The organism is Arthrobacter sp. 10N410, assembly GCF_056394945.1.
Genome location: NZ_JBFTIP010000004.1, coordinates 84,770 through 104,542, shown reverse-complemented (window position 1 = coordinate 104,542; position 19,773 = coordinate 84,770). Strand labels below are relative to the sequence as shown.

At 68.2% G+C, this 19,773-nt stretch carries 18 protein-coding genes; 8 read left to right on the top strand and 10 right to left on the bottom strand.

Features of this window, described 5'->3' with window-relative positions; translation table 11 throughout:
- The first annotated feature begins 2 nt into the window (after window positions 1-2).
- Together AC1DB8_RS11500 and AC1DB8_RS11495 are read left to right on the top strand one after the other, a co-directional pair.
- Window positions 3-1,835 carry a gamma-glutamyltransferase family protein gene (locus AC1DB8_RS11500; protein WP_476893094.1) on the top strand — a complete coding sequence of 611 codons (1,833 nt, stop codon included), beginning with the start codon at window positions 3-5 and terminating at the stop codon, window positions 1,833-1,835.
- A 70-nt stretch (window positions 1,836-1,905) separates the two neighbouring features.
- A complete protein-coding gene (locus AC1DB8_RS11495; RefSeq protein WP_476893093.1) occupies window positions 1,906-3,384 on the top strand; it encodes a glycosyltransferase family 39 protein in 1,479 nt (492 codons plus the stop codon).
- 290 nt (window positions 3,385-3,674) lie between these two features.
- Here AC1DB8_RS11495 and AC1DB8_RS11490 read toward each other — a convergent pair whose 3' ends face one another.
- The 6 genes from AC1DB8_RS11490 to AC1DB8_RS11465 form a co-directional block, all read right to left on the bottom strand.
- Window positions 3,675-5,129 carry an HNH endonuclease signature motif containing protein gene (locus AC1DB8_RS11490; RefSeq protein WP_441418339.1) on the bottom strand — a complete coding sequence of 485 codons (1,455 nt, stop codon included), beginning with the start codon at window positions 5,127-5,129 and terminating at the stop codon, window positions 3,675-3,677.
- An 89-nt stretch (window positions 5,130-5,218) separates the two neighbouring features.
- Window positions 5,219-5,944 (bottom strand): YqjF family protein, encoded by a 726-nt coding sequence (locus tag AC1DB8_RS11485; RefSeq protein WP_441418340.1) that lies wholly within the window; start codon window positions 5,942-5,944, stop codon window positions 5,219-5,221.
- A 14-nt stretch (window positions 5,945-5,958) separates the two neighbouring features.
- Window positions 5,959-6,738 (bottom strand): isocitrate lyase/PEP mutase family protein, encoded by a 780-nt coding sequence (locus AC1DB8_RS11480; RefSeq protein ID WP_441418341.1) that lies wholly within the window; start codon window positions 6,736-6,738, stop codon window positions 5,959-5,961.
- Between the two features lie 62 nt (window positions 6,739-6,800).
- Window positions 6,801-7,190 carry a DUF1622 domain-containing protein gene (locus tag AC1DB8_RS11475; RefSeq protein WP_441418342.1) on the bottom strand — a complete coding sequence of 130 codons (390 nt, stop codon included), beginning with the start codon at window positions 7,188-7,190 and terminating at the stop codon, window positions 6,801-6,803.
- A gap of 56 nt (window positions 7,191-7,246) precedes the next feature.
- Window positions 7,247-8,137 (bottom strand): SDR family oxidoreductase, encoded by an 891-nt coding sequence (locus tag AC1DB8_RS11470; protein ID WP_476893092.1) that lies wholly within the window; start codon window positions 8,135-8,137, stop codon window positions 7,247-7,249.
- A 160-nt stretch (window positions 8,138-8,297) separates the two neighbouring features.
- Window positions 8,298-9,200 carry an MSMEG_6728 family protein gene (locus tag AC1DB8_RS11465; RefSeq protein WP_476893091.1) on the bottom strand — a complete coding sequence of 301 codons (903 nt, stop codon included), beginning with the start codon at window positions 9,198-9,200 and terminating at the stop codon, window positions 8,298-8,300.
- Window positions 9,201-9,345: 145 nt separating this feature from the next.
- Between AC1DB8_RS11465 and AC1DB8_RS11460 the strand changes: the two genes are divergently transcribed.
- Window positions 9,346-9,918 (top strand): hypothetical protein, encoded by a 573-nt coding sequence (locus AC1DB8_RS11460; protein WP_441418345.1) that lies wholly within the window; start codon window positions 9,346-9,348, stop codon window positions 9,916-9,918.
- 14 nt (window positions 9,919-9,932) lie between these two features.
- Here AC1DB8_RS11460 and uvrA read toward each other — a convergent pair whose 3' ends face one another.
- Window positions 9,933-12,479, bottom strand: coding sequence for an excinuclease ABC subunit UvrA (gene uvrA, locus AC1DB8_RS11455; RefSeq protein WP_476893090.1), 2,547 nt, complete (start codon window positions 12,477-12,479; stop codon window positions 9,933-9,935).
- Window positions 12,480-12,527: 48 nt separating this feature from the next.
- Between uvrA and AC1DB8_RS11450 the strand changes: the two genes are divergently transcribed.
- Window positions 12,528-13,592 (top strand): adenosine deaminase, encoded by a 1,065-nt coding sequence (locus AC1DB8_RS11450; RefSeq protein ID WP_476893089.1) that lies wholly within the window; start codon window positions 12,528-12,530, stop codon window positions 13,590-13,592.
- 79 nt (window positions 13,593-13,671) lie between these two features.
- On the opposite strand, the gene AC1DB8_RS11445 is transcribed toward AC1DB8_RS11450, so the two are convergent.
- Window positions 13,672-14,646, bottom strand: a complete 975-nt coding sequence (locus AC1DB8_RS11445; protein ID WP_476893088.1) for an aldo/keto reductase — start codon at window positions 14,644-14,646, stop codon at window positions 13,672-13,674.
- Window positions 14,647-14,720: 74 nt separating this feature from the next.
- The gene (locus AC1DB8_RS11440) at window positions 14,721-15,161 is read right to left on the bottom strand and encodes a DUF2177 family protein (RefSeq protein WP_441418349.1); all 441 of its coding nucleotides are present in this window, start codon (window positions 15,159-15,161) and stop codon (window positions 14,721-14,723) included.
- 157 nt (window positions 15,162-15,318) lie between these two features.
- On the opposite strand from AC1DB8_RS11440, the gene AC1DB8_RS11435 reads away from it, so the two are divergent.
- Together AC1DB8_RS11435 and AC1DB8_RS11430 are read left to right on the top strand one after the other, a co-directional pair.
- A complete protein-coding gene (locus AC1DB8_RS11435) occupies window positions 15,319-16,185 on the top strand; it encodes a DUF1295 domain-containing protein (RefSeq protein WP_476893087.1) in 867 nt (288 codons plus the stop codon).
- A gap of 123 nt (window positions 16,186-16,308) precedes the next feature.
- Complete coding sequence (locus AC1DB8_RS11430) at window positions 16,309-17,181, top strand: pullulanase X25 domain-containing protein (RefSeq protein WP_476893086.1); 873 nt, start codon at window positions 16,309-16,311, stop codon at window positions 17,179-17,181.
- Between the two features lie 425 nt (window positions 17,182-17,606).
- Here AC1DB8_RS11430 and AC1DB8_RS11425 read toward each other — a convergent pair whose 3' ends face one another.
- Window positions 17,607-18,842, bottom strand: coding sequence for a mechanosensitive ion channel family protein (locus AC1DB8_RS11425; protein WP_441418352.1), 1,236 nt, complete (start codon window positions 18,840-18,842; stop codon window positions 17,607-17,609).
- 255 nt (window positions 18,843-19,097) lie between these two features.
- Between AC1DB8_RS11425 and AC1DB8_RS11420 the strand changes: the two genes are divergently transcribed.
- Together AC1DB8_RS11420 and AC1DB8_RS11415 are read left to right on the top strand one after the other, a co-directional pair.
- Window positions 19,098-19,298, top strand: a complete 201-nt coding sequence (locus tag AC1DB8_RS11420) for a hypothetical protein (RefSeq protein WP_441418353.1) — start codon at window positions 19,098-19,100, stop codon at window positions 19,296-19,298.
- Between the two features lie 25 nt (window positions 19,299-19,323).
- Entirely contained in the window at window positions 19,324-19,773 is a 450-nt protein-coding gene (locus AC1DB8_RS11415) for a hypothetical protein (RefSeq protein WP_441418354.1), read from the top strand.

The following is a 19,773-nucleotide window of genomic DNA, read 5'->3' as shown; positions in this document are numbered from 1 at the left end:
CCATGACCTTCACCGCGGCTGAGCAGTTCACCACCCGCCCCACCTTGCAGGGCACCTTCGGGATGAGTGCATCCACCCATTGGATCGCGACGGCGGCAGCGCAGGCGGTGCTCGAACGCGGCGGTAACGCGTTCGACGCCGCCGCGGCCGGCGCCTTCGTGCTGCACGTTGTCGAGCCGCACCTCAACGGCCCGGGCGGGGACATGACGGGTGTCTTCGTGACGGCGGCCGAACCCGGCAGGCCAGTGGTGTTGATGGGGCAGGGGCCGGCGCCGGCTGCGGCCACGGTCGAGCGCTACCGCGCCGAGGGGCTGGACCTGGTGCCGGGCTCCGGGGCGCTGGCCGCCGCGGTGCCCGCCGCCGTCGACGCCTGGCTCCTGTTATTGCGCGACCACGGTACCTGGGAGTTGGACGCGGTCCTGGCGTTTGCGATCGGCTATGCGCGGGACGGGCACCCGGTGCTCGGCCGCGTCGGCACCACGATTGCCGCGGTGGCGGAGCTGTTCCAGGAGCATTGGCCCAGCTCGGCTGAGCTGTGGATGCCCGGCGGCCGGATTCCGGCCGAGGGCGACGTCATCCGCAACCCTGCCTACGCCCGGACGCTGGAGCGGCTCATCGAAGCAGGCTCGGCGTTGGGGTCCGACGGGTCCCGGGAGGCGCGGATCGATGCTGCCCGCCGGGAATGGCGCGAGGGCTTCGTAGCCCGGGCGATGGTCGAATCCGTGCAGGCCCCGCACCGGCACTCCTCTGGGACCGACCACCGGGGCGTCCTGGCGGTGTCCGACCTGGCCGGCTTCGAAGCAGGCTATGAGTCGGCGGCCACCATCGATTTCCGGGGCCACACGATCGCGAAGACCGGGCCGTGGGGTCAGGGTCCGGCGCTGCTGCAGACCTTGGCCATCCTCGCCGGGTTCGAGGACCAGTATCTCGATCCGTCGACCGAGCTCGGGGCGCACACAATCCTGGAGGCCCAGAAGCTGGCGCTGGCCGACCGCGAGGCGTACTACGGCGACACGGACGTACCCCTGGAGTACCTGCTGTCCGAGGAGTACAGCGCGGGCCGCCGCGATTTGATCACGGAGCGGGCGTCACACGAATTCCGGCCCGGGAAGGTCCCGGGGCGCGAGCCTTATCTGCCGCAGCTGCGCACCGAATACACGCCGCCAGCTTTGGTCCGGAACGGTGTGGGGTCCGGACCGGCGGGACTGGGCGTCGGCGAGCCAACCGTGGCGCCGAGCGGGGAAACCCGCGGCGACACCTGCCACATCGACGTCGTGGACCGCTGGGGAAACATGGTCTCGGCCACCCCGTCCGGCGGCTGGCTGCAGTCCTCGCCCGCGATTCCAGAGCTGGGTTTCTGCCTCGGCACCCGCCTGCAGATGACGTGGTTGGAGCCGGGCACACCGTCCACCCTCACTCCGGGCCAGCGGCCCCGCACCACCCTGACCCCGACCCTGGTCCTCCGGGAGGGGCATGCCGTGACCGCGCTGGGTTCGCCGGGCGGTGACCAGCAGGACCAGTGGCAGCTGCCGTACTTGCTGCGAACGATCGTGGGCGGCTACTCGCCGCAGCAAGCCATCGACGCACCGACGTTCCATACGACGTCGATGCCCGGCTCGTTCTGGCCGCGCACCTGGGAGCCCGGCGGCGCAGTGGTCGAGGACCGGCTGGGCGAGGACGTCATCGCGGGGCTCGAACGCCGCGGGCACGTGGTGACCGTGGCCGGCGGCTGGACCCTCGGCCGGCTGTCCGCCGTCGTGCGGGACCCCGCGACGGGGGTGCTGCAGGCCGCGGCCAACCCCCGCGGCGCCCAAGGGTACGCGGCGGGGCGGTAGCGCGTAGGGAGGCTTGGACGCCCCAGGCGGGGCAGCCAATACACCTGCGCATCCATGCTTAGATTGTCCGGTGAGTAGAACCAGCCGCGTCCCCTTAATCGTGGGTTTGCTTACCTTTTTCTATTCAATGGTCGGAGTGTCCGTCCCGAGCTTTTGGACTGACGAGGCAGCCACCGTCAGCGCGGTCAACCGGGACTTTCCCGAGCTCTGGACCATGCTGGGGAAAGTGGATGCGGTTCACGGCGCCTACTACGGCCTGATGTATGGCTGGACTCGAATTTTCGGACTGTCCGAATTGTCGCTGCGCACGCCCAGCCTGATCGCGGTGGCAGTGGCGGCTGGACTGCTGACGGCACTCTGCCGCAGGCTCGGGGGTACCGCCTACGGAGTGAGCGCCGCGGTCATCTTCGTCATCCTCCCGCGGGTCCAATACGTGGCCACGGACGCTCGCTCGTACGCCATGACCGTTTTGGGTGCTGTGCTGGCAACCTACCTGCTGGTGCTCATCCGCGAATCCCCGACCAAACTGCGGTGGCTCTGGTACGGACTTACCGGCCTGCTCACCGTTAGTTTGTCGTTTTACGCCGTGCTTTTGGTCGCGGCGCACGGGATTACCCTGCTGGTCGACGGGCGCCTGCGCAGACAATGGCGTGGCATGGCGGTGGCCTCGCTAGGGTGGCTTGTCCCGGCAGCCCTGATCGCCGCCGTCGCCTCGCGCCAACAGTTTCAGATAGCTTGGGTACAGCCCATCGGGGCGTCCACACCCTACGAGGTCGCCTTTATCCAGTTCTTCAGCGACGCCTATTCCGTTTCGGAGAACTTCGTCACCAGCCCCAAACCGACGCCGGGCGAGGACTTTTCGATGTACGGCCTGGCGGCGGTCGTCTGGGTTGCGGCACTGATCGGCACAATCCTGGCCCGAAAGCATTTCGCAGTGAAGCTGGCCTTGCCATGGCTTGTGCTGCCGCTGGCACTGGTGATTCTAGGATCAGCGATCGCCGGGCGAGGCTATTACCTGCCGCGGTATGTCTCGTTCGAACTGGCCGCCCTGCCAATGCTGGCTGCCGCTCCGCTCCTGGCCAGGCCGCTCGGGCGTCCTGTCCATCGACGTTGGCTGGTTGCGGTGTTGGCCGCCGCGCTGGTGATCTCGGTGCCGTCGTATGTCGGCCAGCGGACGGAATATGGGCGCATTGAAAGTGATGACTTCCGTTTCATTGCTGAAACTATCCAGAGGAACGCCGCCCCGAATGACGCGTTCGTAATAAGCAACGACCGGGACATGGCGTTCCAGGGCTACCGGGCCGATTTTGAGCGCCTTAACGATCCCACAATGGCTCTTCCGGCCGCCCAATGGGGGCGCATTTTTGACCGGCGCTATGACGTCAAGACGGCCAGGAATCGAATTCTTAAATACGACACAGTTTGGGTTGTGGAAGTGTCCAGCAAGACCGGCGCGCGCAAGGCAATGGAAGCTATTGGCTACGCGCCGAAGCGGCAGTTTGCGGGGCTGACGACGTCCGTCACCGAGTTCAAGCGCACTCGTCCCTAGGTCAATGTAGGCACACGGCGGCTGCGACGGCGAGCCGCCAGAAACGTTCCTGCGGTCGCGGCAGCCGGTACGGCGAGGAATGCCGCGGCCCTCGATGCGCCACTGGCCGCACCTCCAACCGCAAGGTAGCCGGTGAGCCCAATCCACCAAAAAAGGGCCGCCGCAAACCCCGCTATGGCGAGCAAATCGCGGACGACAAGAGTACGCTCCTTCGGAAACTAACGGACATTCTGAGCCCAGAGCCTGGTCAGTTCGAATGATCGAGTCGCCTGTATGTCGATACCCCGCGGTCACGATCTGAAGTAGTGGTTTCTTCGGGGTGTTTGGTGGGGGTCGAGGTGGGGCGGTGGGATAAACCAGGGGATGCCGTGGCGGGGTTGGATGGTCCATTGTTCTTTGTGGATCAGGTGGTGATGGTGGGAGCAGAGGAGTGTCCCGTTGTCTGCGGAGGTGGTGCCGCCTTGTGACCAGTAGGTGATGTGGTGGGCTTCGCACCAGGGGGCGGGGATGGTGCAGGAGGGGAAGGCGCAGCCTTGGTCGCGGGCGGTGATGGCTTTGCGGAGGTGGGGCGGGAAGAGCCGGGTGGTACGGCCGATGTCCAGGAGGCGGCCTTGGGAGCCGAGGAGGACGGGGATGATGTCGGCGTCGCAGGCGATGGTGCGGATGGTCGCGGCGGTGACGGGTCCGGTGAACGCCAGTGTCCCGGTGCCGGTGTCGGTCTCTGCGCGCTGGTGGAGGCGGTCGAGGAGGTCGCGGTAGTCGATGGTGGCCATGATCTGGGGCCGGAGTCCGCCCGCGGCGGGCAGCCCGCCGGAGCTTAGGGCGACTTTGCAGGCGCCGACGAGTCCGTCGAGGAGTTTCTGCGGCCGGGACCGCCGGTCCATGCTGCCCGGTCCTGTCCCGTCGGGTTCTTCGCCGTTGAGTGCTGCGGTGCCGGTTGCGGTGTTGCCGTCGATTGCCGCGCCCGGGGTGGTGCGGGGGTTGGTGGCGGTGTTCATCACGGTCAGCAGGTGTTCGTATTGTGCGGTGGTCGCGAAGATCTCCAGGTGTTGGAGGCCGTGGCGGGGTTTGCGGAGGAACGCGCCCTGTAACTGGCGGAGGACGTCTTCGGCGGGTTCGGCGCCGTCCTGGTCGATTGCGTCCATCCAGCGCCGGGCGATCCGGGCCAGGAAATCCGGGTCATGTTCCGCGGCGGTGCGGGTCAGGGCGTGTTCCATCCGGGCACTCGTGTCCGGGTCGCAGAGCGGCCGGGCGCGTTCTAGGGCCTGGCTGATGATGGTCGCGGACCGGGACGGGACGGTACCGGCGGCCACGGCGGCGGCGAGTTCCTCGTGCAGGGCCGCCAGAGGCTGGCCGGTGATCCCGGCGCGGGGCAGCAGGGCGCCGGCGAGGGTGAGGCGGCGGTGGGCCTCGACGGCGGTGATCTGCAGCCGGTCCCGGAGGAAGTCCCCGGTCCTGCGGTACCCGTCACCGGCGGCCGGGAGCGCATCGGGGCTCTCTTTGCGGGTGCGGTCCACGGCCCCCGCGGCAACGACCTGCAAATACTCCAACGCCCGGGAAACTTCCTCGACCCGGCCAGCGAACTCCGCCGCCTCAGCGAATCCCAGCAGCGCCGCGTCCCCGGCCGCCGTCGCGCACAACCGTCGGAGCAGCACCAGGACCTCGTCAACAACAGGACCAGCGCTGCGCCCCTCACCGCCCGGCCAACTGGCCGGACGAACGATGAGGGCTGCACCGATTCCCATAACCCCATTCAACTGCCGACCACCGACATTATTAGCCCGCCGCGGAACGCGCACCGAACTGGTAGGCCGCAACTCGACTCGGGCCCGCCCTAATCCAAAACCCGCGGCCGTCCGAACTGCGTCCGAACGCCCGGCGAGAACAACACCGAGTCGGGCGGCCCCGACACAGCGATGCCGGCCGCTGCGACGAGTTGGTCCTCCAACACCGTCACCCGAGCCGGGTACAGCGGCCACGGCGTGTGCGTATTCGGAACGTAGAACGTCTTGCCGCGGAAGCGGGTATGTAAACCAAACCGGGCCGTGAGGTGGACGGACAGCGGATCGGTTGCTCCGGCGTCGGACTCCGGGACTACCGCGAAATCGCTGCGTGCCCCGCCCCGAAACCTGCGCACCGAATACCCGGTCGACGGGTCCGCCAGGTTCGTTGCCCTGAACCGGTCCCGGGACCACACATAGGGAATTCCCGCCACTCGGGCAGCCAGCACCACCGCCAGGCGGGACGCGTCCAGGCTCAGGAAAACCACGCCCCGCGTGCCGTCCGCTTCCCGGGAGTAGAGCCGCACGTTGATCTCGTTGAAGCTGCCGAAGTACGGAATGCCGGGCCCGTGGCCCAAGCCGGCGCCCTGCATGCGGAAACCGATGAGTCCCACCCAAGCCGATCCGTCGAACAGGTCCGGAACAACGCCGGGCGGCATGAATTTCGCGGCAACCGCCTCGGGGATGCGCCAGTGCAGGAACACGGCGTCCGTCCACCGCTGGTCCATGATGACCGGTCGCGGCAGCTCCGGCGCCGCAGGCCAGGGATCGTTTGCCATCGGTTCGCGGCCCGTTAGTTCAGGGCCCGGGTACCGCCCGGAAGTTCTCCGCCGGACAGCAGTTCCGCCGCGGTATCCGCCAGGGCGGTCAGCGCCACGCGCTGGGTCCACGGACCGTATGAGATGCGGGCGACGCCGAGTTCCTGAAGCTTGGCCGGGGCCAGTGAGCCGGGGACGTTGATGACTGACACCTTGTTCCACCCGATGCCGTCCACCAGCGCCTTGACGGTGGCTTCGTCCAGCAGCCCGGGTACAAACACGGTCGTGGCGCCGGCGTCCAGGAAGGCCCGGCCGCGCTCAACCGCGTCCGCGAGCACTGCGCCGGGGTCCCGGTCCTTGCCCTTCAGAAACGCGTCCGTGCGGGCGTTGAGGACAAAGTCGATGCCCTCGGCCTCGGCCGCCCGCACCACGGAACTCATCTGGGTCACCGCGTCCGCGAGCGGCCGCATCTGGTCCTCGATGTTGGCACCAACAATGCCGACGCCGATCGCCTTGCGGGCGGCCTCGCCCGGGTTGCCGTAGCCCGACTCAAGGTCGGCGCTGACCGGCAGGGAGGTCGCCGCGGCAATGCGGCCGACGGCGGCGATCATCTCGTCCAGTGGGATCTTCTCGCCGTCTTCATAACCCAGCGAAGCAGCAATGGAGTGGCTGGCCGTTGCCAGGGCAGTGGTGCCGGGGACGTCGGCGACGACCTTCGCGGTGATCACATCCCAGACGTTGATGACCTGCAGGATCCCGGGCGCGCGGTGGAGACTCAGCAATTCGGTGGCTTTGGCGGCAAATGAATTCGTCATTTCGCGAGCCTAGCCGGAGCCAGCGAGCGCCGAGAAGGGCTTTCCGCTCTCGGGAGAACCGGTCAGCCGCCCGTCGACGGCGCCTGGGCGACCGCCGGCTGCTTCTGCCAGGGCCAGCGTCCGGTGATTTCAAGTTCGAGGGAGAAGCTCAGGAACGTCCGGATCAGCACGATGATGGCCAACACGCCCACGCTCTCGAAGGTGGGGGTGACGGCGACGGTCCGGATGATGTCGGCCGCCACCAGCAGCTCGAGGCCGAGCAGGATGGAACGGCCCAGCAGTTGCCGGTAGGAACGGTAGACCGAGAGCGGTTCGGAGCCGGACGGCAGCTGCCGTGGCTGGAACCCCCGCAAAGCCATCGGGATCGACACCAGCGCGCCGATGACCATGATGGCCACGCCGGCGAAATCCATGAACCGGCCGACCGTCTCGATGATGTGCTGAAAATCCATGCTGCCCCTCGGAAAAGTCGGGAGTGAACTCTAGTGCCCTGCGAGCAAACGCCGCGTCAGGGGTGCCGCTCGCCGACGCCGGCCAGGATGGCACGGTAGCCCTCGCGGAAGCTCGGATACTCGAACTCGAAGCCCGTACCGCGCAGCAGCGCGTTGCTGACGCGCTTGTTCCCGCCACGCGACGGCTCGCCGCCGCCTGCTCCGGCAGCCCCCGACGCCGGTTCGGTAGGCCCTGGCTCCGGGAGCCCCAGCTCGCGGGCCAGGAACCGCAGCACCTCGCCAAGTTCGGCCGGCTCGTTGTCCACGCCCAGGTACACGGGCGCCGGCTCGGCGGCCATGGTGCACAGGTGCACGATGGCGGCAGCGGCGTCGTCGCGGTGGATCCGGTTGGTGAAGCGGGACTCGGCCGGGACCGTGGCGTTTCCGCTGCGCACCTGGTCGATCAGTCGGGTCCGGCCGGGTCCGTAGATCCCGCCGAGCCGCAGGACCACCGGCGTAACCCCGGTGCCGCGCAGGCGGGTATAGAGCAGGTCCTCGGCTTCGCGGATGATGCGGCCGGAGAACCCGCCGGGGGTCGGCGTCGTCGTTTCGTCCACCCAGCCGCCGTCGGCGTCGCCGTACACCGCGGTGGAGGACACGAACAGCACCCGGCGGACCGGCTCACCGGAAGCGGCCACGGCGTCGAGCACACGGGCCAGGCCGTCCACATAGGCCGCCCGGTAGGCCGACTCGGTGGGGGAATCCGCCGCAATCGCGACGACGACGGCGGTGGTGTCCGCCGGGACCGGCGGCAGTTCGCCGGAAGTCAGGTCAACCGCGGCGCCCTCTATCGCCGTCGGCAGCTTCCCCGGGGAGCGCCGCCAGCCCACCACCCGGTGGCCGGCCGCGGCAAAGCGCAGGCCGGCTTCGGTACCCAGATCGCCGCAACCGGCCAGCAGTACAGTCATACGGGCCAGTCTGCCAGTAAATGCGGGCAGCGCCGTGAGCGACGGAGCCGCCCCTCGCGGGTTTCGTTCGGGCTCGACGTTCGGAAGCGCCGACGGCGGACCGAACCCGCGAGCAGGAGAGTCGCCCGGAGCCGCTAACCGCGCGCCCCGAGCTAACGCGCTACCGCGCCGGGATCGGGAAGAACGCCCGGGGATCCTGCAGCAGTGCCGGGTAGTCGAAGTCCCGGCGGGCCAGGATCTCGTTGACCTGGAAGTTGCGTGCAAACACGCCGTCCACCGTGATCGGACGCCCCTGGACCTCGCCGACGGCGAAGGAGCGGCCGCCCTCGAGCGGGATCGCCACGACGGATTTCCCTGGCAGCGTGGTGAACGCCTCTTCCTGGGCCTGGCGCTTGCGGGTGGGCTTCTTCACCAGCGGCTTGGCGGGGCGCTTGCGGGCGTTCTTGTCCGGCCGGCGCGATCCGTTGTCCGCGTAGACGAACTCGTACTCGTCGTCCCCGGCGTTTGCGGCCTTGCCGCGAACCGGCGGCAGGCTGATCGTGTCCAGCTGCTTTGGATCGGTATCGCCCAGCGGCAGGCGGAGGACCCACATGCGGTCTCCTGCGGGATCTTCCGGCAGCAACTCGTGCTTGGGTTCAGGCCACACGTACTCCAGATCCGGATCCGTGCCGGGGAACACCGCAGTGTAGAACCGCTGGTCCTTGGCGAGCAGCCGGGAGCGGTGGCTGGCGTGGAAGTCCGGGTTCCCCAGCCAGTACGGCATCGGGATCTTGGCGGCGTAGTCCGGGTGCGCGGCTTGCGGAGCGAACTCCATGATCTTCTCCCGGGTGGTGTCTTCGCCGCCGCGGGCGGTCCATTCGTCCACCATGGCCAGGCCGTACATCGTCAAAGCGGGGACGTGGCCCATCCACATCCGGACGGCCGGGTGGGACTGCCAGCCGTACTCGGGAATCACCAGCGCGCGCAGCATCTGCAGCGCCTCAACGCGCTGCTTGCCGAGCCGCGCGGGGTCAAGGGCCGCGGCGCTCTGCTGGAAATCGGGGAAGGGTAGGAAAGTCTGCATCTCTCCAGTTTGAGGCCACGGGCCCGCAACGCCAATTGCTGGGCGCCGCGGGTGAGCGTGTTCACATCGCGGATACCTACAGACAGCTCCCAGCCTCGGGATTTATCATTTAGCCCAACCACCCCAGCCGCACGGAAGACCCGCCATGACCCTTGAAGCAGCGGCGCCCTTTGCGCCCAAGTACGGACAAATGCTCGGCCCGGAAGCCAACGGAATCCTGGTCCTCGAAGAATTCACCCTGGACCCCGCCGCGGCCCGCAAGGAGCAGAGCGGTTTCCGCGCGGCCCTGGCCTCGGTGGCCCTGACCATGCGCCGCCTGCTCGCGTTCCGCCTTTTCATCGCCCTCGTCGCAATCGCCAACCTGCCGCTCTTCCTGCTCTCCAGCGGCTGGGAAATCTACGCCATCTCGCTGACCCTCGTGGTGGCCGTGCACGCGGCCGTGTCATGGCTGAACCGGCACGAGCCGCGGCTGCGGCAGCGCCGGCTGCTCGAACTCCACCTGCACCGTGAGCGCAGCGACAACTACCGCAAGGTCCGCGACGCGGTGAAGTACGTGATCGACACCCCGGCCCGGATGAACGAACAGCTCTACCTGGAACTGCTCGCCGCCAAGCGCGTCGCGCTGCACCTTGCGCAGGGCACCGTGGCCCTGCTGGACACCAGTGACGACGCCGCGTGGAAGGTCCGCATCATCCGCGAACTCCCCAAGACTGCCTGACGCCCGTCCCGGCTCTAGCCCTTCAGGACCGCCCCGAGATACGGGGCGGTCCTGCTTGTTTTGGAGCGCGCGACGACGGCGGGTTCCCCGGCGGCGATGATCTTGCCGCCGGCGTCGCCGCCGGCCGGTCCCAGATCGATCACCCAGTCCGCGGCGGCCACGACGTCCATCTCGTGCTCCACCACCACCACGGTGTTGCCGGCGTCCACCAGCCGGTGCAGCTGGGCCATCAGGAGTTCGACGTCGGCCGGGTGCAGTCCCGTGGTGGGCTCATCCAGCAGGTAGAGCGAGTGGCCGCGCTGGGCACGCTGCAGCTCGGTGGCGAGCTTGATGCGCTGGGCCTCGCCGCCGGAAAGCTCGGTGGCGGGCTGGCCTAGCCGGAGGTAGCCCAGCCCGACTTCGCGCAGGGTCTGCAGGGCGCGCGCGGCGGCGGGGACCTCGGTGAGGAAATCGGCCGCCGCGTTGACCGTCATGCCCAGCACTTCCGCCACGTTCTTGCCGCGGTAGGTTACTTCCAGAGTCTCCGGGTTGTAGCGCGAGCCATGGCATTCCGGGCAGGGGCCGTAGCTGCCGGGCAGGAACAGCAGTTCCACGGCCACAAAGCCCTCGCCCTGGCAGGTTTCACAGCGTCCGCCGGCCACATTGAAGGAGAAACGTCCGGCGCCGAAACCACGGGCTTTGGCCTCGTCCGTGGCCGCGAACTCCTTGCGGACGGCGTCGAACAGCCCGGTGTAGGTGGCCAGGTTGGAGCGCGGGGTCCGTCCGATCGGCTTCTGGTCCACCTTCACCAGCCGGTCGATCTGCTCCAGCCCGGACACGGGACCCACGCTCAGCGGGGCGCTGGGCTCCCCGGCGTCGTCGGCTGCTTCCTCTGTGGTGACGGCGTCAGAGTCCGGGTGCAGCCAGGAATTGGCCACCTCGGCGAGGACCTGGCTGACCAGGGTCGACTTGCCGGAGCCGGAGACGCCGGTGACGGCGGTCAGGACACCGAGCGGGAAGCTGGCATCGAGCTCCTGCAGGTTGTGGCGGCTGATGTCGCGCAACTCCAGCCAGCCGGCCGCCTCCCGACGGGCCCGCGGGCCGCCGTCGTCCGCCTTGCCGGCAGCATCCGGGAACAGGTAGGGCCGGGTGACGGAGGCTTCCACTTCGGCGAGGCCGGCCACCGGGCCGCTGTAGAGCACCTCGCCGCCGCCTTCGCCGGCGCGCGGGCCCACGTCCACCAGCCAGTCGGCCCGGCGCACCACGTCCATGTTGTGCTCGACGACGAACACCGAGTTGCCGGAGGACTTGAGCTGGTCCAGCACCGCGAGCAGGGGCTCAGCGTCGGCCGGGTGCAGGCCCGCGGAGGGCTCATCGAGCACGTAGATCACGCCGAACAGCCCGGAGCGCAGCTGGGTGGCGATCCGCAGCCGCTGCATCTCGCCGGGGGAGAGGGTGGGGGTGGAACGGCCCAGCGCGAGGTAGCCCAGGCCCAGGTCCAGCAGCACGGTGACGCGCTGGAGCAGGTCGCGGGTGATGGCAACAGCCACCTCGTTGGACTCGCCCGAGGACTGCTTCCGCGACGCCGTGCCCGCGGACGTGAGCTCGGTGGTGGGGCGGATAATCGCGGCCAGCTCGGTCATCGGCACCGCGTTGAGCTCGGCGATGGTCTTGCCCGCGAACGTCACGGCAAGCGCCTCGGGACGCAGCCCGCTGCCGCCGCAGCGCGGGCACGGGCCGGTTTCCATGAAGCGCAGCACCTTCTCGCGCATGGTGCTGCTCTTGGAGTCCGCGAGCGTGTGCAGGACGTAGCTGCGGGCGCTCCAGAAGCGGCCCTTGTACGGCTTGGCCACCCGGTCGCGCTGCGGCGTCACCTCCACCACGGGCTGTTCCTCGGTGAAGAGGATCCAGTCGCGGTCCTTCTTGGGCAGCTTCCGCCAGGGGGTATCGACGTCGTAACCCAGGTGGGTGAGGATGTCGCGCAGGTTCTTGCCCTGCCAGGCGCCGGGCCACGCGGCGATGGCGCCGTCGCGGATGCTCAGCGAGGTGTCCGGGACCAGCGAGGTTTCACTGACCGTGTGCGCGATGCCGAGACCGTGGCATTCGGGGCAGGCGCCGGCCGCGGTATTGGGGGAGAACGCGTCCGAGTCAAGCGATGCGGCGCCGTCGGGGTAGCTGCCGGCGCGGGAGAAAAGCATCCGCAGCGAGTTGGACAGCGTGGTGACCGTGCCCACGGTGGAACGGGAGCTGGGGGTGCCGCGGCGCTGCTGGAGCGCGACGGCGGGCGGCAGCCCGGTGATCAGCTCAACCTTGGGGTTGTGGCCTTGCTGGATCAGCCGCCGGGCGTAGGGCGCCACAGATTCGAAGTAGCGGCGCTGGGCCTCGGCGTAGATGGTGCCGAAGGCCAGGGAGGACTTCCCGGAGCCGGAGACGCCGGTGAAGGCGACAATCGCGTCGCGGGGCACGTCCACGTCCACGTTGCGCAGGTTGTTTTCCTGGGCGCCGCGGACCCGGACGAAACCATCCGTGGGGCGGTCCGGCGCCAGGCCGGCAAGATCGGAAGCCTGCTGATTATTCTGCATCTGTTCGACTCTATCCGTCCTTGCTTCCGGCAGGCATATCCTTACCGAATGGAAACTAACAATGGCGGCGCCGACACGGCCCAGGTTGAGGGCGTCCCCGAGTTCGCCGAGGTCCCGGCAGGAGTCCATGCCGCGCTGCCCGTGGCCGAGCTGCACCTGCATATCGAGGGCACGTTGGAGCCGGAACTGATCTTCGCGCTCGCGGAACGAAACGGGATCGCCCTGCCCTACGCGGACCTGGACGAGCTGCGCGCGCGGTACGAGTTCACGGACCTGCAGTCGTTCCTGGATCTCTACTACGCCAACATGGCCGTGCTGCAGACCGAGCAGGACTTCGCCGACATGACCCGCGCATACCTGGCGCGCGCCGCCACAGCCGGGGTGCGGCACGCCGAGATCATGCTGGACCCGCAGGCGCACCTGTCCCGCGGCGTGTCGCTGGCGACGTGCGTGAACGGCGTGGCCTCCGTGCTGGCCACCTCCGCGCAGGAGTTCGGCGTCTCCACCCTGCTCATCGCCGCGTTCCTGCGCGACCTCTCCGAAGAGTCGGCGCTGGAGGTGCTGGAGCAACTGCTGGCGATGGACGCGCCGATCGCCGGCATCGGGCTGGACTCGGCGGAGGTGGGCAACCCGCCGTCGAAGTTCGAACGGCTCTTTGCCCGCGCCAAGGAGGCCGGACTGCACCGCATCGCGCACGCCGGCGAGGAGGGCCCGCCGTCGTACATCATCGAGGCGCTGGACGTGCTGGGCGTGGAACGGATCGACCACGGCATCCGCTGCATGGAGGACCCAGAGCTGGTGGAACGCCTGGTCAACGAACTCATGCCGCTGACCGTCTGCCCGCTCTCCAACGTCCGGCTCCGCGCGGTCGACACCCTGGCCGAGCACCCGCTGCCGGGCATGCTCGCGGCCGGGCTCAACGTCAGTGTGAACTCGGACGACCCGGCCTACTTCGGCGGGTACGTGGATGAGAACTTTGCCCAGCTCAAGTCCGTGATCGGGCTCTCCGAGTTCGACTGCGTGCGGCTCGCGGCCAACTCCATCCGGTCCTCCTTCGCGAGCGAGGAACGCAAAACCGAGTTGCTGGCCGAACTGGCAGCCTCGGGACGCTAAAGCCCTTAATGCAACGCGGGGTCACTTACGGTCCATTCCACCCCTGGGGATGGGCCGTAAGTGACCCCGCGTTGCGGTCTTAGACGTCGATGCTGTCCATGTGCGGGTAGCGCGCGCCGACCGCGACGCCGGCCGGAGCCAGCTCATCGAGCCGGGCGAGGTCGTTCTCGGAGAGTTCGACGTCGACGGCGCCCAGGTTCTCGCGCAGGCGTTCGCGCTTCTTCGTCCCGGGGATCGGCACGATGTGTTCGCCCTGGGCCAGCAGCCACGCGAGGGCCAGCTGCGCCGGGGTGCAGCCCTTCTCGGTGGCGAGTTCCGTCACCCGGTCCACAAGCTCGAGGTTGCGGGTGAAGTTCTCGCCCTGGAAACGCGGCGAGTGGCGGCGGAAATCGTCGTCGGCGAAGTCTTCCTCGCTGCGCAGCTGGCCGGTGAGGAAGCCGCGGCCCAGCGGGCTGTAGGGGACAAAGCCGATGCCGAGTTCGGCGAGGACCGGGAAGATCTTGGTCTCCGGCTCGCGCTCCCACAAAGAGTATTCGGTCTGCAGCGCGGTAATCGGGTGCACGGCGTGGGCGCGGCGGACGGTGTCGGCGCTGGCTTCGGAGAGGCCCAGGTGCTTGACCTTGCCGGCCTGGACCAGTTCGGCCATGGCGCCGACGGTTTCCTCGATCGGCACGGTCTTGTCCACCCGGTGCTGGTAGTACAGGTCGATATGGTCGACGCCGAGGCGCTGCAGGCTCGCGTCGCACGCGGCCCGGACGTATTCGGGCGTGCCGTTGATGCGGACCCACGAACCGTCCTCGCGGCGTTCGTTGCCGAACTTGGTGGCGAGGACGACGTCGTCGCGGCGTCCGGCGATCGCGCTGCCTACCAGCTTTTCATTGGTAAACGGGCCGTACATGTCCGCGGTGTCCAGCAGCGTTCCGCCCGCGTCGAGGAAGGCATGGATGGTGGCGACGGACTCCTTTTCGTCGCCTTGGCCGTAAAACTCGCTCATGCCCATGCAGCCGAGCCCAAGGGCGGAGACGGTGAGTGAGCCGAGGGTGCGTGATTCCATGGAGATCTCCTGAACCAGAGGGGAGTGCCGCGGATCAGCCCCGAGCGAGCGGGGGCGGCGGCGATCAACCCACTCTAGCCAGCTTGTTTGCCGTGGGCAACGGGTTTGCCCAGCCGCAGCAGCAGGGCAGTGAGAGCGGTGACGGCCGCACACACCGCGGCTCCCCAAACGATGTCGGTCAATGCCACCACGGCGGGGAAGTCCTTGAGGATCGCGAACGCGGTCAGGGCCCAGGTTGCGTAGGTGAAGAAACCGAACAGCGCCGCCCCGGCCGCCCGGCTCCGCAGTGTGGCATTGGGATCGTTGGGGCGGATGCCGTAGTGCACTATTCCCACGACGTAGACGACGTAGAACAGCACCGCGCCCAGGACGTTGAAGCTGGCGGGGAGCAGGTGCCCGATCTGGCTGCGGTATTGGTTGTTCGCCACGGTGCTGATCCAGAGGGCGTCGATGCCGGCAAAGATGACGGCGGCAACTGCGTAAGCGAGCAGCCACTTCTTGGTGGGACCGGTCATGGTGGCTCCTCTTGTCGGCAAGGTGCTGGCGTTCCCCGAAGTATAGGCGGCGGCCAGTCAGGGCTGCGATTCTCCAGTATTGAACAATACTGATGGTGGCGGGGTTCCCCGCCCCGGAGCGCCAGCGCTTGGCGACGCCTGTGAAAGGAACATCCTGATGAAAGACTCGGACCGCAAAGCCCTCGCCAGCATTCCCGGGGTTGTCGTGATTGGGGCGCTGCTGGCGGTTGCCGGCAGCCAGGGCGGCGCCGTGGCCGGCGGGATTCCCGTTTTCGCGCTGGCCGTCGGGGTCGCTTTCCTGATCCAGTGGCTGGCGTTCATTCCGGCGTTCCTGGCGCAGGCGGAGAAGTTTTTCGACCTGACCGGGTCGCTGAGCTACATCGCCGTCACGCTGCTGCTCGTCCTGCTCACTCCGGGCATCGACGCGCGGGGATTGTTGCTCGCGGGTTTGGTGCTTGTCTGGGCGGTCCGGCTGGGTACGTTCCTGTTCCGTCGGATCAGCCGGGCCGGCAAGGATGACCGTTTTGACGACATCAAGCCCTCCTTTGTCCGCTTCCTCAGTGTCTGGACCATGCAGGGCATCTGGGTGGCGTTCACCGCCGCTGCCGCGTGGGTGGCCATGACATCCGCGAACCGGGTAGCGCTGGATGGCTTCGCCGTAGCCGGCCTCCTGGTGTGGGTGGCGGGCTTCGGCTGCGAGGTTTTGGCGGACTCCCAGAAATCCCGGTTCAGTGCGGATCCCGCCAACAAGGGCAAGTTCATCTCGACAGGTTTGTGGGCGAAGTCCCGGCACCCGAACTACTTTGGCGAAATCCTGCTCTGGGTCGGCGTCGCGATCATTGCCTTGCCCACACTGCAGGGTTGGCAGTGGGTTGCCCTCATCTCACCGGTGTTCGTGGCTCTGTTGATCACCAAGGTCAGCGGCGTACCGCATCTCGAAAAGAAAGCCGACACCAAGTGGGGCGGCCAGGCCGACTACGAGGCGTACAAGAAGAACACCCCGGTGCTGATCCCCCGGATCTAGCCGCACAGCGGCACTCCGGTCCGTCATAGTGGGTCACGACACCCAGAGTTAACCCGGTCCGGTCGCGGAACCTGCCGAACCTTGGCAAAATGCAGGTGGATCAATTGCTTCTAAAGGAGACCCATGGGCGCGAACGCTGCGGAAAACACGAACCTTCGGCTTAAGGCTGTGCTGGACGTCCTGGCCGAGGGGGTCTGGTCAGGCGAAAAACTGAACGCCGGCGTCGTGCTGGGCGAGGCCATCGCCCGGGTGCCGCTCAATGACCATGAGCGCGAACTGCTCAGCGGCGGCATTCCCCGCGGCCACAAGGCCCTCACCACCGCGACGGCCAAGCTGGTCAAGGCCGGCTGGCTGGTCAAGGGCCGCTCCGGCTGGACCATCACCGAGGACGGCCAGCGCGCTACGGTCGCCTTCGCCGACCCCGCCGCCTTCACTGCAGCGCTCGACGCCGGTACTCCGGTCCCGGCCGACACCCCGCTGCCGTCCGCCCCGGCCGGGAAAGCCGCCGGCAAGCCGGCTCCCAAGACAGCCCCGAAGGCCGTCCAGGTGGCGGAAAAGGTCGCCGAAAAGGTGGCCGACACAGCTGCCAAGCTGGTCGAAGAGGCCGTGGCTCCGGTGGCGAAGGCCGTCCGGAAGCGTAAGGCGGCGTCCGAGGCGTCCGCCGAAGCCGCCCCTGCAGCAGGCGTGGAGGCCATCGAGCAACCAGAGGCGGTTGCCGTTGCCGGCGATTTCACCGTCCTGCTGGGTGCGCCTGCCAACTGGGCCCCGCAGTACGACGAGGTCCAGATGCAGCTGGACGAGGTGGACCAACTCTGGAAGCTCGCCGCGGAACTGCCGCCCGGCTCCTACAGCTTCAAGATCGCGATCAACCGGTCCTGGGACGAGAACTACGGCGCCTTCGGCCACTTCGACGGCGCCAACCACGAGGTGCACCACCGCGGCGGCCTGCTGGTCATCCAGTACGACCACCGGACCCACGACATCGTCATCGACTAGGCGCCCGGCGAGGAGTCAGTCCCGACCCTCTACAAACAACGCGGGGTCACTTACGGCCCATCCTGGCTATCAGGATGGGCCGTAAGTGACCCCGCGTTGCTTTAAACCGCGGTTCAGAACCTTGTGGGGTCGGGCCGCGGCGGCACAGGTCCAGGGTCCGGAATCGGGAGTGGATTAGGCGTCGGGAACGGTCCCGGTGCCGGCGACGGTGTGGGCGCTGGCCCCGGTACAGGCTCAGGCCCGGGAATGGGCGACGGCGGGGTCGGCCCCGGATCCGGCGGGAACGGATCGCCGGGCTGCGGCTCGGGCGACGTCGGCCCCGGTTCCGGCGGGAACGGGGACGGCTCGGGCGCTGGGGGAATGGTCATGGCTCCGATTATCGACCTGCACCAGCCGCGAGGGAAGACTGGCCCGGCAGGGCGGGCCTAGTTCTGCGCCGCGATCGACTTGTCGCGGTCCTCGAACACATCCTCGCCCGGGCCGGAGAACGCACGGGAACGCTGCACGGCCTCGATGGAACCGGTGAACAGCTGTGAATCGTGCGGGTCGGAGGGCAAGCGCGAGGCGGTGTCGTCCGCCGCGGAGAGCTTGCCCGGACGGCGGGGCGCGGGCGGCGTCGAGGCTCCGGCGGCCGGCATGGACTCGAGCCGGACGTGCGGCAGCGCCGTCGGGTGTTCCTGCTGCAGGAAGAGCACCAGCTCTTCGCGGATCAGGCAGCGCAGGTCAAAGAGCGAGGCGCTGTCCCCGGCGCTGACCAGGATGCGAACCCGGACAAAGCCAGCCGTCGCGTCGGTGATCTGCAGGATGCCCACGCGGTTGTCCCAGAGTTCGGTCGAGGCGAGGACCTTCTTTAGCTCCGCCCGCATGGCCTCCACGGGGGCACGCCAGTCGAGGTCGAACTCCACGGTGCCCATGACCTCGGACTGGCGCCGCGTCCAGTTCTCGAACGGAGTGGTGGTGAAGTACGTGGAGGGCAGGATCAGCCGGCGGTCGTCCCAGATGTGGACCACCACGTAGGTCAGGGTGATCTCCTCGATCCGGCCCCACTCCTTCTGGACCACCACGACGTCGTCCACCCGGATCGCGTCGGTGAAAGCGAGCTGGATGCCGGCGAAGACGTTGACCAGTGAGGTCTGCGCCGCGAGACCGGCCACAATCGAGATCACGCCGGCAGAGGCCAGCAGCCCCGCGCCGAGGGCCTGGATCGCGGGGAAGGTCAGCATGATGCTGCCCAGCGCCACGACCGCGATCAGCGCGACGCCGATCCGGCGGGCCAGGATCACCTGGGTGCGGAGCCGCCGGGCACGCCGGTTGTCCGCCACGTCCACCCGGTACCGCGTGAGGACCATGGTTTCGATGATGAGCAGCACGGCGATCGCCAGCCAGGCGACGGAGCCGATCAGCGCGATCGCCAGGGCGTGGTCCACGTTGCGGCGCCAGTCGGCGTCGTCGGTGGTCAGAGCCAGCGCGATCCGCACCCCGATCAGGCAGAGCGCGAAGCGCAGCGGCAGCCGTGCCATCCGGGAGGTTTCCCGGAGGGCCTCCTGCTTGCGGTTGAGCCGGAGGATGACACGGCGCACCAGCCAGGAGGCGGTCAGCCCGGCGGCCACGGCCAGGGCCACGGCGAGGAAGGGCATGGCAGAGCTCAGAAAGTCTTGCATCCTTCAAGGTCTAGCAAGCTTCGCTGATCAACTGAAATCGGTGGAATGTCAACGTGGGTCTGGTCACCCCAACGCTCCCGCGCCGCATCCGTGCCCCACCGGAGACAATTCGGGACCTAAGCCCCTAGGATCCGTGGGGCAAAGCCCCAGAATAGTGCCACCACTTGCATCTCTGGGGGAGGGTGACATGAGCCATAGGATCTCATTCGGCACATTCGGTTCCGCCGCGTTCTGCGCGGCGGTTTTGTTGTCTGGGTGCGGGTCGCCGGCGGCGGCGCCAGCCAGCAGTGCGCCGGCCAGCATGTCGCCAGGCACGACGTCGGCCTCCGCTACCGCGAGCGCCTCGCCGACGGCGGAATCATCGTCTCCCTCGAGCAGTTCCGCACCCAGCTCCACGACGACGGCCCCGGCGGGCTGGAAGTCGTACACGACGCCGGACGGGACCCTGACGTTTGACTACCCGGCGACCTGGTCGGTCAAAGTGACCGGCAGTGCTGCCGCGCTGGTGAGTGACTACGGCAAAACCATGGCGACGCTGCGGACCCAGGCGGGACCGGCACCGGCGTGCAGCACCAAGTCGCAGTTCATGGCCTACGACTCCGCGCCGATCCCGGCCCTCACCCAGTCCGGAGTGACCCCAAGGTTCGCCTATGAGGCACGGGTCGATTCCGCCGCGGCCGATCCAAGTAAGGCGCAGACCTACGCGTACGGCATCACCTCCGCGCCGAAGCCCGCCGGAACCGAGGCCTGCCCGTTCGCGCAGTCCTTTACCTGGCCGCCGAACACGGCGTCCTTTGGCGGCGTCTATGACCCGTTCGACAGCACGCCCGGCAAGCCCATGCATGTGGACACGCCGGAGGTGTACAAGGACACCGCCGAGTACAAGATCATCCGGCAAGCCCTGCTCTCCCTGCGACCGGCGGGGAAGTAG

Coding starts and splice junctions, on each gene's coding strand:
- AC1DB8_RS11450 (WP_476893089.1), top strand. CDS start 12,528: ATGGAAACTAACAATGGCGGCGCCGACACGGCCCAGGTTGAGGGCGTC.
- AC1DB8_RS11440 (WP_441418349.1), bottom strand. CDS start 15,161: ATGACCGGTCCCACCAAGAAGTGGCTGCTCGCTTACGCAGTTGCCGCC.
- uvrA (WP_476893090.1), bottom strand. CDS start 12,479: ATGCAGAATAATCAGCAGGCTTCCGATCTTGCCGGCCTGGCGCCGGAC.
- AC1DB8_RS11425 (WP_441418352.1), bottom strand. CDS start 18,842: ATGCAAGACTTTCTGAGCTCTGCCATGCCCTTCCTCGCCGTGGCCCTG.
- AC1DB8_RS11475 (WP_441418342.1), bottom strand. CDS start 7,190: ATGGATTTTCAGCACATCATCGAGACGGTCGGCCGGTTCATGGATTTC.
- AC1DB8_RS11480 (WP_441418341.1), bottom strand. CDS start 6,738: ATGACGAATTCATTTGCCGCCAAAGCCACCGAATTGCTGAGTCTCCAC.
- AC1DB8_RS11470 (WP_476893092.1), bottom strand. CDS start 8,137: ATGACTGTACTGCTGGCCGGTTGCGGCGATCTGGGTACCGAAGCCGGC.
- AC1DB8_RS11500 (WP_476893094.1), top strand. CDS start 3: ATGACCTTCACCGCGGCTGAGCAGTTCACCACCCGCCCCACCTTGCAG.
- AC1DB8_RS11430 (WP_476893086.1), top strand. CDS start 16,309: ATGGGCGCGAACGCTGCGGAAAACACGAACCTTCGGCTTAAGGCTGTG.
- AC1DB8_RS11460 (WP_441418345.1), top strand. CDS start 9,346: ATGACCCTTGAAGCAGCGGCGCCCTTTGCGCCCAAGTACGGACAAATG.
- AC1DB8_RS11485 (WP_441418340.1), bottom strand. CDS start 5,944: ATGGCAAACGATCCCTGGCCTGCGGCGCCGGAGCTGCCGCGACCGGTC.
- AC1DB8_RS11445 (WP_476893088.1), bottom strand. CDS start 14,646: ATGGAATCACGCACCCTCGGCTCACTCACCGTCTCCGCCCTTGGGCTC.
- AC1DB8_RS11490 (WP_441418339.1), bottom strand. CDS start 5,129: ATGGGAATCGGTGCAGCCCTCATCGTTCGTCCGGCCAGTTGGCCGGGC.
- AC1DB8_RS11465 (WP_476893091.1), bottom strand. CDS start 9,200: ATGCAGACTTTCCTACCCTTCCCCGATTTCCAGCAGAGCGCCGCGGCC.
- AC1DB8_RS11435 (WP_476893087.1), top strand. CDS start 15,319: ATGAAAGACTCGGACCGCAAAGCCCTCGCCAGCATTCCCGGGGTTGTC.